We start from the raw sequence: 14,472 nt of genomic DNA, 5'->3' as shown, positions 1-14,472 counted from the left end.
TTGCTTTTCTGTGGAAGTCATTTTTTATTTCAATTACCCTACACCACCGTGGGTAACGGAAGTATTCTGGAAAATGTCAGTATAGAACATTCTGTAATTTTAGACAACTGTCACCTGCGCAATGTGGAGCGGATTGAAGATAGTTTAATCGGTTACAACAGCAAGGTTTACCGGCAGGAAAGCCAGCGCCGGGCCCTGCGGCTGCTGGTAGGGGATGACTGTGAAATAACGATGTAACAGAACCGTACTCCAGGGAAGCAGGTCATCTTTGACCTGGACATGGTCAATTATGTCAGGTGCTTGATTAAGAAGTTCCGGCGGTAGAGGGTTATAAAGATTGATATAAGAAGAAGGAGCAGTCCTGGGCACTGCTCCTTCCTCTTTCGTCTGGTATGGGTACCCTATAAGGCTGCTAGCCTGGTTTCTATCATTTTATTAAAGATGTCCTGGAAAGGTGTCTTTTTGAGCTGGCTAAACGCAGTATCAAGGGCTGTAAAAGCCTGGGAAGGTTTCCCCCGGGCGAAATCGTCCGCTCCCTGTTGGATTAAGCTGTCCGTTAAATTCTTGATTAAAACCCTGGGTTTTTCGTCAGCAATACCGTGCGTAGAGAAAAGCCGGATGGGCGGTGGACCCATGGCCAGACACCGGTTCATGCAGGCCAGGGCCTGGGCAGTTTTGCCCTGTTCGGCATAGATGACTCCTTTTAAATACACCAGGTCGGTGTAATCGGGATACGCCTGTAAATAACGGTCGGCGAAGTCAATGCCTTCCTGGTATTGTTTAAGGTTTAACATGCAGAACACCATACTGCGAACCAGGGTCGGCGCGTAGGATTCCGTTAAAGGCGTTTTCTGCAGCGACATCCGGTAGTATTCCAGAGACTTCCGGTATTCTCCCAGTTTTTGGTGTTCAACGGCGATATAAAAGGGGATAAAACCGGTCTGACCATAATCCTGCAGGGCCTTATATAGAATCCTTAAGTTCCGCTCAATTTTACTTTTATACACCGCCGGGTCGTTTTCATAACCATAGTGGTAGATCGTGATATTGGATTGACCAATTTTATCCGGGGAAGAATTGCGAATCACCGAGGGCAATATCTGCTCGTGAATGGGCACTTCAAAGCGATGCAGGGGGTTGTTGCGAAACAGCCGGAAACCTGTAAAACTGGTACTGGGCTGGTCATTAAACAGATTGGTGATATTGACCCAGTAACCCTGATAATTTTCATTTTCAATCACTTTCCTGAGCAAAGGAGCGGTCTCCGGTTGGAGTGCTTCGTCGCAGTCCAAAAAGAGAATCCAGTCCCCGGTGGCGTACTCCAGGGATTGATTGCGGGCCATTGCAAAGTCATCCTGCCACACGTGGTGGTAGACCTCCGCCCCCAGTTGTTCAGCAATTTCCACCGTGAAATCGGTGGAACCGGTGTCCACCACCACGATTTGATCCACAAAGGGTTTGGCGCTGTTGATACAGCGGGCGATATGCTGCTCTTCATTCTTGGCAATCATGCACAAGCTGATGGTTTTAGGCATTTAATGAACTCCCTTCAACCGGGTATCCTTTTTCAGAATTTTTTGCAGTTCAATCAACCAGCCGTTAAACTTGGGATCATCGGGATAATGCTGCAATGCCGCCTGTACCATTTTCAAAGTTTGTCTGCTATAGATCTCCTTTACCAAGCGTTCATAGCGGTCTGTTGCGGGCACCATGTCCAATGCCCGGTGAAGCATGGTTTGGGCGGTATCCAGTTCATCATTGTTGTAAAAATACTTGCCCAGCGCATAATAGTAGTCCGGGTGAACCGAACCTTTCTTCATTTCCTGCAAAGCCAGCCTGCCGGCCATTTCAACCCTGTCCTGATTGGCCGGTTCTTCCAGTAGATAAGCAATTTTGGCCTCTGCGGAGGCCAGGCCGCAGCGGGTTAACAGGCTATTGGCCGCTGCAAACCCCTTTTGGGCCAGGAGCTTATTGAGGATTTTGCCAAAATAATAATTGCTGACATTGACTTCCACAGCAGGCGAGCGATTGAACAACAAAGCGTTGACGCTTTGCAGCACCTCGCGATACTCAGGGTCCAGGGCGGTGCTTTGTTCCAGGCAGGGCAGGGCATTCACCGGGGGACCGGCGGTCCACCGGGCGGTGACCAGCTCTTCTAAAATGGTTTCATATAAATGGGATTCGTGAATATCCTTTAACGTTCGGCTTGCCTCCTGAAACCGGCCCGTCTTAATGAAGGTCATGCATTTGTATTGAGCGACGTCTGTTTTATCTCCGGGAAGTTCATTAAATAACTGACATGCCAGTTCATACTCCTCAATCTCATAGAGTATCCGGGCCAGCATGGTCTGTTCCGTAACCTTATTGGCATGTTTGACATTAGCCTTTAAAATTTCGTAAACCTGCCGCCCGTCATTCAGGGAGGACTTAAGGATTTTAGCCAGCGTTATATAGTTCTTCATGTCGGTGTTCTTCAGTCTTAGCCCCTGGATTTGATACTGCAGGGCTTTCTTAAAGTCACCTTCGGCTTGATAAATTTCCGCCAGTTTAAAATTGGGCAGGAAACTGCCCACCCCGGTGCGGGAGGTATATTTACCCGAGGATTGCTCCCCGAGGCTGAGGCACTTTTCAAAACAGGCCGTGGCTCTCCCGGTATGACCCAACTGGTAGTAAAGCTCTCCCTCAATAAAGTAGATATCTACATAGTCCGGGTAGTTGGCCTTGCATTGTTCGATATATTCTACAACCTCATCCAACCGTCCCATTTTCAAGAGGCAGGAGATCAGGGAGATAAAGATGCTGGGGGCGTACATGGCCCGCAGGTTAACGTACTGCAGGGCCTTCTTGTAATGAGTTAAGGCGCCTTCGAGATCATTCAAATTAACACAGGAACCTCCCAGGCTGTACAGGTAAAAGGGGTTGTTCGGGTCATTGTCTACCAGTCGCTGGTTAATGCGGTGATTGCGAACGGCCTTGTTCTTGGCTATAAATTCCGAGGCCAGATAACCGTAGTGCAAAATGCTGATGCCGGAGTTTACCACAGCGGCGGTGCTGCCTCCGGCTGATATGGAACTGATAACCTGCTCATGAAGCTTCCCCTCAAAGCGGTACGCCGGTTTGTTACGGAACATGCGCACGTTTATATGCTTCAGGGGGTCATTGCCGTCCGTTAAATTAATGATCTGGAAAAAATAAGCCTCATAGCGGTCCGTGCGGGCCAGGTTTCTTAAACGCTCGCAGCAGTCGGGTTCCAGTTCCTCATCGGCATCCAAATAGAGGATCCAGTCTCCGGCTGCTTTGTCGAGGCTGAAATTGCGGGCGGCGGCAAAGTCCTCATCCCAATTGTAATGGTAAATTTTCGCATTAAACTGCTCCGCTATTTTTACGGTATTATCCTGGGAGCCGGTATCTACAATAATAATTTCATCCACACAGTCTTTGGCGCTGTTCAGGCACCTGGCCAGGTTGCGTTCCTCGTTTTTGACGATCATGCACAATGAGATCATGGTTTTCCTCCATACACTTTTCTAAGCCAGTATATGTCGGGGGAGTGGATACTGTGAAAAGAAAGGGTCGGCAACCGGGAGTTGCCGACCGGGGGCTTTAGGTACAGAAGGTAGCGACGGGTACCCACTCTGCATGTTTAAATTCGTTGACTTTGCTGCCAAGCTGAAAGGTGCGCCGGTTTTGGTGGCCAGGTAAACCAGGACGCCGATGGCAGAGCTGGTAATGGCCCTTACTTCGAGATTTCTTTGCCCGGTACCGGGGATGGCAACTTCTGTATCCTCACTGCAGCACGCCGGTATTGTGAAACCTACCTCGATTAAGTCAACACACGGGCAGTCTGTCAGGTTACGTACAACAAAGGTAACACTTTGTACGACATTTGTGTTATTGAGACCCTTCAGCAGGACGGTTATCTCATCACAATCCACAAAGAAAGGACCGGTGGTCAAGAAGGGGCTGGCAGCCTGGTTGGCCAGGATCTGGCTGACTTCGGACTTAATCTCCTGCAGGCCGAAGGTGGGGCTGAAGACCGCAGACTCAATGGCGGAGACTTCTGATTTAATATCGGACAGCAGAGCCACCGGGCAGTCGATGACAAGATTACTTACTATGGCCAGGATTTCCGATACTTCGGCTTTGATTTCACTTAAACCAAAGGTGGGGTTATCGAGCTGGTCCATGATGCCGCCGACAATGGTTTGCACCATTGACACTTCGGATTTAATTTCTAAAAGGCCAAAGGTGGGGTTGAACACACCCCGCTCGATGTTTCTCACTTCACGCTTAATTTCTTTCAAACCAAACTTGGGATTGCAAAGGATTTCTTCGCATTTTGCAAGCTCCCGCTTCAGAATGCAGAGGGCCTTGATAATTTTGTGCAGTAAAACGGCATCGTGGTCCAAATCGAAATCATCGTATTGGTCACCGCTGCAGGTTTTATCCTTACATTTGTCCATATCCTTGCCCCAGGGATTATCATCGTCATCCCAGTTCCACACAAGAAAGACCTCCTTTAATAATTATCTTTTACATAATATGACAAGGGATGATAATTGTTACTAAAGTGCCAGGGAAAGATGATTTTTTGTAGAGGTAAGCATAAAAATAAAATTGGCTAAAAAGCAAAGTGCCGGCAACAGGTTGCCGGCACCGGGAGACGATGGATTATACGCAGATGGTACCCAGAGGCAGGAAGTCTGCAGAGAAGAACTCTGTTTGTTTAACTAAGAGTGCCCTTGTTGCAGCATAAAGGAAGATGCCAAAGGTGGAGCTGGTTTGGGCGTTAAGGATTAAGTTCGTTTCTGTAAGAAGAGGATTAATTACAAAAAAAGCACTGGCTCCGCAGCAGGGAGTGATATCTAAGAATGCAACAGAGTTAACAAGTGAAATAGGACAGGTGCCTATATCAAATACTTCAAACGTTACGCTTTGGAATGTTGCGGTGGCATTAAATGCTTTAACTTCGGCATTATCCTCGGTAGCAGATGCAAGGAAGGGGCCGGTGGTCAGGTTTGTGGAGAATCCCTGTGCGCTTGCAAATTGCTCAAATTCAAACAGGAGTGTCGATACCTCGGATTTAATTTCCTCTAAGCCGAAAGTTGGGCTGAAGACAGCGCCGAAGATTTCGGATACCTCAGACTTGATCTCTTCTAAACCGAAGGTTTCACTGAAGACAGCAGACTCGATGGTGGATACTTCGGACTTAATGTCAGAGAACAGGGTGAAGTCGAGGTTGGTTACAATTGCCAGGATTTCAGAAATCTCGGACTTAATTTCTGCCAGGCCGAAGGTTTCGCTGAAGACAGCCGATTCAATGGCGGAGACTTCGGATTTAATGTCCACCAGCAGAAGAGTCGGGACAACAACATTCAGATTGCTGACAATGGCCAGGATTTCCGATACCTCGGATTTAATTTCTACCAGACCGAAGGTCGGACTGTCAATCTCGTCAGCAATGCCGGCCACAATGGTTTCAATCAGCGAAACCTCCGACTTTATTTCCGGCAGGCCGAAGGTGGGGCTGAAAACACCCAGTTCAATGTTTCTTACTTCCCTCTTAATTTCCGGCAATCCGAAGGTGGGACTGAAAATACCGCATTCGATACGCCTGATTTCTCTTTTGATTTCCTTTAAACCAAAGGTGGGACTGAAAATTGCTTTCTCAAGAAGAGCAATTTCTTTCTTAATTTCCCTGAGACAAAATTTGTTGTTTTTCAGCAAGCACAGAATGAGCTTTAGCTTTAGACAGGTGAAAATAAAGCATTTAAGCAGCTTATCATCATGGCAGTGGTGTTTATGGTGCGGTTTAAGATGCGGTTTATGGTGGGGCTTATGACAGGGATCCTTAAAGTCACACACGCCGCTGCTGCCGTAACCGTCAAGATCTTCATTCATACCGGCCCAGTCAATCAGGTTTCCCCAATCAGCGGTATTCCCCCAGTCCTTACCAAAACCAAAGGTTTCTTCCACCTGGCCAGGTCGTTTGCCAATTCTTCAATCATGTCATCGGGGATGTCCTGGTCGAAATCTTCCGGAAAATCTTCAGAGTAATCATCCGAAAAACCTTCGCTGAAATACTCTGCCAGTTCTTCTTCGGAATAACTGGGTATTTTTTCCAGCATGGAGTTAACCATGGTTTTGATGTACTGTTTAAACTCCTTTTGGTTCATCAGCTTACCTCCTTTATTACATTTGTTGTTAATTTATTCCACTGGTGGGAATTCGGTTACTTTTTTCCACAAGAAAAAACACCCGAAATAAATTTCGAGTGTGTTCTTGCATTCTGTGCCCGTTAAATGCTTGCCGGGATTTCCACCTGCTGGTTTTGCAGGACTTTGAGGGTAATAAAGATAACCATTTTTTCTTCCACTTGCCTGAATTCCCTCTCTTCAAAGGGCAGGGTAGCGGTTTTGGGGCGGGTACGATTGAGATACTCATCAAATTCAACAATTCTGGCACTGATCAATTCACAGAAGGGAAGTTCATTAAAAAATTCCTGGGTTATCTGGTTAAACTCGGATAAATCCCCTGACAATAATTGATCCTTTTCTGCGAAGCCGGGGCCGGCAAGCGGTTGCCGGCGGAAGAATTCAAACTCTTCCACGGTATTGGTCATGATGGTTGCCGGTAAAGCCCCGTTAAAGGTAACGGGCGTTGTGCAGCTGAAGGGAACGTCGACGGTGCAATGACGAATGTCCCCGCAAACACCCTCTGTATTGGAGCAAAGGCGGGTGGAATAATCAATGTTTTTACGCACAAATCCTTTCAGGGACAGCACGGTGGGTCCGGCCGGCTGCATGGGATCCTGCAGCAGCAGGCATTGGGTTATTTTAACCCGTTTTTTGATGTTCTTGATTTCCAAAGCCGGTTCCGGGAGAGTAATGGTTGAGTTCACATTTACCTGAACGGTAAATTCCGCCAGTATAACCGGTATTTTTACTGTGGCGCCGGTTGCCAATCCCATAATCGGTACTGTTACATTGGGACATTCGGGTTGGACCCCGCCGGTAAAGACTCTCTTTGGTTTGGGTGGGGGAAAGCATCCTGACATTGTATCAATCCTCCTTTAATGAATTTATTGCATGTTATTCAAGGCGGACTTTTTATGTTACTTTTTATGGAAAAAAACCAATTAGATGAACAGGTGAGTTTGATTTCCTTCTCTACCAACCCGGTCAAGAAAAATTTTCGAATTTTATGGAAAAAAGTGTCACCTTAACTCTTAATCGAATAATATACAGTAAAATATGGAAGGTAATGAATAAAATGTTAATTAATTTAAACAAATGAATAAGGAAGTAATGCCTATGCCCTGGGGAGCAAGGTTACTTCCCTAAAATCAGGATATTAAGAAATCCTTAAACTTTCGGTGCATTCAGGTTCTTTTTCAACAAACTTCTTCAAAACCTCTGACATGTCAACGCCGAAGATCAATTAGGAATAAGCACCTGCTGATTTTGTAAGATCTTCAGAGTAATAAAGAGAACCATTTTTTCTTCAACTTGTTTGAATTCTCTTTCTTCAAAAGGTAAGTTGCTGTGGTGCGGGCGGACGCGGTTAATCAGTTCATCAAACTCAACAATCCTTGCGCTAATCAATTCGCAGAAGGGCAGTTCATTAAAGAATTCCTGGCTGACTTGGTTGAATTCTGAGAAATCACCGGAAAGCAGAAAATCTTTTTCGGCAAATTCACGGTCAGGTAAATCCTGTCTGCGGAAGAATTCAAACTCATCTCTGGTATTGATGCCTAAAGTTGCCGGCATAGCCCCGTTAAAGATAACCGGTGTTGAGCAGCTAAAAGGAACATCCACGGTGCAATGGCGGATGTCGCCGCAGACACCCTCGGCATTGGAACATCCACGGGTAGAATACTCAATATTTTTACGTACAAAACCTTTTAAGAAGAGTACGTTGGTGTCCTGCAGCAGCAGGCACTGGGTAACTTTCAGGCGCTTTTTGATTCTTTTGATTTCCAGGGCCGGTTCAGGCAGGGTAATCATGGAGTCCATGTTGACCTGTACGGTGAGTTCGGCCAGCACCACCGGTATTTTTACGGTTACGGGACCGGTTATTTGGGTAATGGCAGCGGTTGTGCTCACACAGTCCGGTTGAGTTCCGCCGGTAACATTAACGCATGTTGCCGTTGCATGACTTTTGCTTTTTACCAATTCTCCCTGCAATTGATCAAAGACATCATTTTTGGACATTCAGGTAATCCCCCTTTATAATTTGATAGTGCATGATATTCATCTTGCTTGACTCGGGTTACATTTTCTGGACTTGAAACCTAATTTTTGTATAGTTTTTGAATTTTTCTTAAAGGATCAGGTTAACGTTTAAAAGGGCATTGATTTCTTAGAGGTTCAGTTTTATCCTGAGGTTCATCATTCCAACCGCTTAATTCCGTTATAACAGGCAGGTTACCTTCTGAACCAGCTGCTTCTTCAACCGATAAACCTACCCCTATGGTTTCCTGATCTGTGACAGGGGTGGAATCCTCCTGCGGGATTTCAGTTGTTTCCTCAATGAGAAGGCCGGTATCACCGGTTTCCTGATCTGTAAGAAGGGTAGAATCCTCCTGGGACATTTCGGTTATTTCTTCGATATTCAGGTTCGGACCTGTAACCCCCGGGTCAGCAACTGACGGTAGGTATTCCTTGTAGAACAGTGTCTCTGGTTCAACGGTTTCTTCATCATGCAGGTCAGAGGGGAAGACCTCGGTTTCCGGAAAAGAATCTTCTTCAATTAAGCCTGTGTCATCTTCCGACAGGTTTTTTGTAAACTTACTCTCATTGTTAACTTCAGGCAGTTGGCTTTGAAAATCACTGAGCAGTGCATCCGAAAAAGGGGGAATACTTACCTGTTGTTTTTGAAGAACCTTAATAGTAAGCAAAATAACCATTTTTTGCTCTATTACAGAAAACTCGATTTCTTCAATGGGAAGGTCGCCACACGGTCGGGTGCGGTTAATAAATTCATCATATTCAACAATCCTGCTGCTGACCAATTCACAGTAGGGGAGTTCGTTGTAAAACTCCTCGGTTGCCTGGTTAAATTCCGAAAAGTCACCGGAAAGCAGTTCATCTTTTTCGGCGAAATTACGGGTGGGTAAAGCCTGTTTTCTAATATATTCAAATTCAGCGCTGGTATTAATGATGGGCAGTATTGGATCTGTGATGAATTCAACTGTTGTTGTGCAGTTAAAGGGAACATCAACGGCACAATGGCGAATGTCACCGCATATCCCCTTATCATTGGCACAGCCCCTTGAAGCATAAGTAATGTTTTTACGAACAAAGCCCTCCAGAAAAAGCACAGGAGGAATTTGTTCTCCCGGATCAAGCAAAAGCAGGCATTGGGTGAGCTTTACCCGCTTTCCAATATCTTTTATTCCCATTGCTTTTTCAGGTAACTTAATCACGGAAGCCAAATTTATCTGTACCGCCAATTCTGCCAGAACCACCGGTATTTTTGCCGTTACTCCGGTTGTAAGCCCGGTGATGGTTACCGGGGTATTCTCACAGTCCTGGACGTTTCTCCTGTTAATGCTTTCAACGCATGCTCTGCCCGGGTGGTAAAACACCGGGACCTCGTCTGATACGATTGCTTCAGTCGGAATTTGCTCGTCCCTGCCGGGTTCTGCACAATGGTTAACTTCCTCCTGCTCATCTTCCTCCGGTTTTGATAGAAATGTTTCTGCTTCTATTACCTCATTCAGACCAGGCCACGATAAGGTTGTATCGTTCTCTAGGGGTTCCTGTTCTTGACTGGTTAGTTGTCTCTCTTTAGGTCGTTGTTCAAAAAATCTGTTTTAAAGTTAAACAAGACTTATCCCTCCTCAAAAAACTTTTTTACTACATGCTATTCAATAGAAGTTAATATGTTATTAATACAGCGGAAAAAATGCAAGTTTATGTTTCTTCTTAGGACAAGAGGAAACAAGGAACGGTCATGGAGGGATTCTTTACGTTAAATTGGAAAGTAATTTTGTCTTGTTTTCTTAAAAAATTCCCGGATCTTTTGCAATTGCTCAGCGTTTGGATTGTGCTCAATTGCTTCCATGTAAATATCGGTTAAAGCATGGAACATGGCAGCGGCAATGGCCTGGTACTGTTCGAAATCCTTTGCCGCGATAAACTTTTCCACAGCTGCCTGCCATAGTTCTAAACTTTCCAGCAGGCATTTATTTTTACTGGCCGCAATGGCAGCCGTACAAAGGTTACGGCAGTTATCCAGGTTATTTTCGTTAAGATACTCTAACACCCGTCCGGGTTGAGATTGAGACAAGAGTATATCCGTGAGAGGGGGGATGGCCAGGTCTGCTCCGCCAACGGTTTGAGCAGCAGAACGGTAGTGTTCTAAACTCTTATCTGTATCACCTTGCAGTAGATGTATTTCCGCCAGCCGGCAGTGGGGCAGATAACTAGCAACTCCGGAACCCCTATGGTACTTTTCCCAGGGAGCATCACCCAGTTGCAGGCATCTTTCAAAACATTCTCTGGCGGCCTGCAGACTACCCGTTCTTAAGTAGGAAAAACCCTGTAAATAGATAAGATCCGTGTAGTCCGGGTATAAATCGATGGCTGTGTTTGCCACCGTTACTGTTTCATTATATTTTTCTAATTTAAATAAGCATTTTATCATTCCGTAGTACAAGTTAGCCGGTATTATCGTGCCAAATAAACCATGGGCCACCTGAAAATGTGCCAGGGCCGCTTTATACTTCCCAGCTTTATAGAATTGAAATCCCATCTCCCGGTGCAGTACAGGATTTCTACCATATTCCTTCATATCTCTGGCAAGTAAATAGACATTTCTACGAAAAACTGCCTGCCTGGATTGTGATTTTACGTTCTGACTATAATGAAAAACGGTAACAGGCAAGCAGGTGAGCGCTATTTCCCCGTGCTTCTCCGTAATTGAACGGTCAACATCTTCCATAAACCGGGAATGATAATGCAAATCATGTTTATTACGAATGACTCTGCAAACAGCTTGTTCCTGATAATTGCCCCTGTTGTTTGGGTCGAAAAAAGTTCTTAGCAGAACCCTGTGACCAACGGAAGTGGAAGTATTTAAACCTTCCAGCAGTACAGGCAGATCAGCCAGGTTCATTTCCTCGTCCCCGTTCAAAAATAATATCCAGTCCCCGCCGGCATTCTGCAGGGCAAAGTTTCTGAGTTTGGCAAAACTGTCTGACCAGTTCAGACGGTAAAGGTTGGCGCCCATTTGATAGGCGATGTTCAGGGTGTTATCGGAGCATTCCGTAACAATCAGCATAATTTTATTGGCTATCTCACCAACACTGCGCAGGCACCTGGCAATGTTCTTTTCTTCATCTTTTGCCAGAATACAAACACTTAACTGAAACTGCTTTGCTCCTCGCAGGAGAAAGGGCCTTATTTGTGACAATAACTGTTCGGGAGACTGGCCAAAAACTTTGCCTTCCACAGGGTATTTTGGGTTACGGTGTCTCATTTTTGTGGCTTTTTCAATGCTGTGGGCAGCCAGGGAATAACGCCCGCATCGAATGTGACTGGCGGCTTGTAAGAAAAATAATTCACCGTAGTCCGGATAGATGCTTTGAAAATAAGCCAGTTGTTCTAAAGCATCCCGGTACCGGCCAAGTTCAATGAGACAAACCACCAGTTTATAGACTAACGGGGGAGCATATCCGGAACTGGGATTGGTTACTTTTAAAGCTTCAATAAAGTTTTCCAAAGCCTTTTGATATTGCCCTTGCCTGGTATATTCTATTCCTACATTATAAAGATAAAAGCCGTCCCGGCAGACCCGGTCCCCCCGGGATTCTTCCAGCAACCTTACGTTTCGTACAATTTTTGAGGGAATGTTTACCTTTTTCGGGTTATAACCATGGTGCAGCAGGGTTACATTAAGACGGCCGATTCTAGCGGGTCCGGCATGTTGAAAGATAGAATCGGAGATCTGCTCGTGAATTTTTCCCTTAAACCGGAATTGTGGCAGGTTACGGAACAACCTGACAGATTGAAAGGTAATTTCTTGGTCCTCTCCCAGAAGATTTCTGATGTCAAGATAATAGGCATCGTAGTTCTCCGATTGAATTGCCTCCATTAAATGATGCCCCAGGTTTGGGTCGATCTCCTCATCACAATCCAAAAAAAGAATCCAATCTCCCGTGGCCTTTTCCAGGGAATAATTACGGGCTGCGCTAAAGTCATTGATCCAGGAGAAAGGATAGACTTCCGCTCCTAGGCTTTGGGCTATCTCGGGAGTTTGGTCAGTTGAACCGGTATCCACAACAATGATCTGTTTTACATAGGGCAGGGCACTTTTAATACAGTTGCCAATAAAATCACTTTCGTTTTTAGCGATCATGCAGAGGCTTATGTTGATTGGCAAAGTAATTCTTCCTTTCCGGTTAGTTTCTTCTTAAAGCTGCCTAACCCTAACAGATGATGGTGTACCGGCGAAGTATGAGGATAGCTTGCAGAAATATGCCTTAAGCAATGTTGGAAGAAATCAGTTAGAACAGTTAATAAAGAAATATAATTTTGGCTGTCCTTTTCCAAATCACAGGCATGCCGGATAAACCTAATCCCCTCCAGTTTATTGCCTGTGCAGCTGTTGATGAGGCCGAACCATTTGTAGTTGACTGCATATTTTCGGTGATACAGGGAAAGTGAAAAGAGTCTTTCTGCCAGGTTGTGATTTTTCTGAGTAAAGGCTTGCTGCCCCATTTGGCTGTAGAGTAGGGAAAGGTGTAAGGGTTCCATAACGGTTTCTAAGAACTTGACGGCTTTAACCCTATCAAAGGAAACCAGTTGGTAGGCAAAATTCAAGAAAGACGGGGAAAAAGAATCGTTCCCGGGCCGGTTTTGTTCCTGGTCAATGAGTTGTGCCACATGTTGGGCTAAAAATTGGTTTAGCACATCCTTTTCACGACTAAATTCTGTATGCCTTATGTCATGACGCAGCACCTGGCATATGGCAGCCAGGGACGTAACTTCTTCATGGGAAGAGGGAATTTTCAAAAGAAAATTCTCAGCCGCCTGCCAATCTTTTAAATAAATGCAAGATTTGCTGGCAAGAACATAGATTTCAGGGAATGGCTGCGGCAGGGTGTTTATTTCCCGCACAACAATTTTGTACTCGCCCATGTCAAATAATAATTTGATTCGTTCCTCCGGACTTACATGGGGTAAGTGTGTCTGCAAAAAGCTGATGGTGTCCTCCGAATTGTTAAAATAACGCTGTGCCAGCAGACCCAGACGTAGGGATGAAGCATAAGAAGCAGCCCCGGATTGAATGGCCTGGAGTTGATAATTCAGGGCTTGCTCCCAATCCTGCAGATGTATGCAGATATCGGCCAGTTGTTCACAGGCTAAAAAACTTTGTACCCCTTCCATGGAGATATAATGCGGGTTGATCTTGTTATATTTCAGGCACTGTTTAAAACGATCCATCGCCAGTTCAAAAAGCTTTACCGATGTAAAAATTTCCCCCTGAAGATAATAGAGGTCGGGGTAATCGGGGAAATAAGACAAACCTTCTTGGGCAAGTTTAAGAGCCGGCTCGTACTCTCCCAGGTCCACCAGGCAAAGGGTAAAATTACGGTATAACCCGGGCAGGTAGTTGGAATTTTTGTTCTCATACTGTTTAGCCAGTAGAAAATGATGTTTTGCTTTTTCCAACTGGTCGCTCACATAAAAACTAACCCCCAGATTATAATGAATAAAATCGTCCGTGGGGTTCTCTGCCAGCATGCTTTCCAGTATGGTTATGTTGCGCCGGTTTTTTTGTGCTCGTTTCGGATGATCAAAGGAGTAGCCATAGTGCAAAATTTCTAAACCCGAATAGACAATGGCTGCTGCAGGGTTGTGGCGCAGAATACTGGGTGCTATCTGTTCATGCAAGGCACCTTCAAAGCAATAGTTGGGATTGTTTTTAAACATTCGTATGTTCAGGCCACGGCATTTTTGCGGCTCCGAAGCAGAAGTGTAATTGATGATGCTGAAGGTGAAGGCCTCCGCCTCGGTTTGTTGGGCCAACTGCCGCAGGGACCGCCCGGTTTCCGGGGGCAGTTCTTCATCTGCGTCCAGGTAAAAAATCCATTCTCCCTGGGCCCGTTGTTTAATTTCATTTCTTGCCTTGGCAAAGTCGTTTTCCCATTGAGTGAAGAAGACGCTGGCCCCTTGCTCTTGTGCCAGAACCGGTGTCCGGTCACTGGAACCGGTGTCCAGTACCAGGATTTCATCTACATAATCCATCACACTAATTAAACAACGAACGATATTGAATTCTTCATTTTTGACAATCATACAAAGGCTAATCAGAGGATGCTTTGGCTCTTTCAAAATAATTACCTCCAGACTTGACCTTTGTGTTTACAATATGCGACATAAAAAAGTTTGGTGCAGCTGCTGTGAGACAAATAACATTACAGGTCGGGTAAGCTGCAAAAACATTATTTAAAAATACACTAAG

At 45.4% G+C, this 14,472-nt stretch carries 11 protein-coding genes; 1 reads left to right on the top strand and 10 read right to left on the bottom strand.

The features are described 5' to 3' along the window. Positions 1 to 237 (top strand): LbetaH domain-containing protein, encoded by a 237-nt coding sequence (locus P378_RS09545; protein WP_143338451.1) that lies wholly within the window; start codon positions 1 to 3, stop codon positions 235 to 237. A 164-nt stretch (positions 238 to 401) separates the two neighbouring features. Here the strand turns inward: P378_RS09545 and P378_RS09540 are convergent, their stop codons facing one another. The 10 genes from P378_RS09540 to P378_RS09495 form a co-directional block, all read right to left on the bottom strand. Continuing rightward, a complete protein-coding gene (locus tag P378_RS09540; protein WP_099083085.1) occupies positions 402 to 1,535 on the bottom strand; it encodes a glycosyltransferase family 2 protein in 1,134 nt (377 codons plus the stop codon). Then, on the bottom strand, positions 1,536 to 3,506 hold the full coding sequence (locus P378_RS09535; protein WP_099083084.1) for a tetratricopeptide repeat-containing glycosyltransferase family 2 protein: 1,971 nt from the start codon (positions 3,504 to 3,506) through the stop codon (positions 1,536 to 1,538). 21 nt (positions 3,507 to 3,527) lie between these two features. Continuing rightward, positions 3,528 to 4,505 (bottom strand): hypothetical protein, encoded by a 978-nt coding sequence (locus P378_RS09530; RefSeq protein ID WP_238473081.1) that lies wholly within the window; start codon positions 4,503 to 4,505, stop codon positions 3,528 to 3,530. 166 nt (positions 4,506 to 4,671) lie between these two features. After that, positions 4,672 to 5,976 carry a hypothetical protein gene (locus tag P378_RS09525; RefSeq protein WP_143338450.1) on the bottom strand — a complete coding sequence of 435 codons (1,305 nt, stop codon included), beginning with the start codon at positions 5,974 to 5,976 and terminating at the stop codon, positions 4,672 to 4,674. Continuing rightward, complete coding sequence (locus P378_RS09520) at positions 5,916 to 6,176, bottom strand: hypothetical protein (RefSeq protein WP_099083082.1); 261 nt, start codon at positions 6,174 to 6,176, stop codon at positions 5,916 to 5,918. Before P378_RS09520 ends, P378_RS09525 begins: the two co-directional genes overlap by 61 nt. A 122-nt stretch (positions 6,177 to 6,298) precedes the next feature. Then, positions 6,299 to 7,057 carry a CsxC family protein gene (locus P378_RS09515; protein ID WP_099083081.1) on the bottom strand — a complete coding sequence of 253 codons (759 nt, stop codon included), beginning with the start codon at positions 7,055 to 7,057 and terminating at the stop codon, positions 6,299 to 6,301. Positions 7,058 to 7,436: 379 nt separating this feature from the next. After that, positions 7,437 to 8,213, bottom strand: a complete 777-nt coding sequence (locus P378_RS09510) for a CsxC family protein (RefSeq protein WP_099083080.1) — start codon at positions 8,211 to 8,213, stop codon at positions 7,437 to 7,439. A 122-nt stretch (positions 8,214 to 8,335) separates the two neighbouring features. Beyond that, a complete protein-coding gene (locus P378_RS09505) occupies positions 8,336 to 9,589 on the bottom strand; it encodes a CsxC family protein (RefSeq protein ID WP_099083079.1) in 1,254 nt (417 codons plus the stop codon). A 386-nt stretch (positions 9,590 to 9,975) separates the two neighbouring features. Beyond that, a complete protein-coding gene (locus P378_RS09500) occupies positions 9,976 to 12,387 on the bottom strand; it encodes a glycosyltransferase (protein WP_099083078.1) in 2,412 nt (803 codons plus the stop codon). Continuing rightward, on the bottom strand, positions 12,372 to 14,342 hold the full coding sequence (locus P378_RS09495) for a tetratricopeptide repeat-containing glycosyltransferase family 2 protein (RefSeq protein WP_099083077.1): 1,971 nt from the start codon (positions 14,340 to 14,342) through the stop codon (positions 12,372 to 12,374). The genes P378_RS09500 and P378_RS09495 overlap by 16 nt, the downstream gene beginning before the upstream one ends. Positions 14,343 to 14,472: the final 130 nt, after the last annotated feature.

Source organism: Desulforamulus profundi (assembly GCF_002607855.1).
The sequence above is the reverse complement of the archived record's forward strand: the minus strand, read 5'-3'. Positions and strand labels throughout refer to the sequence as shown.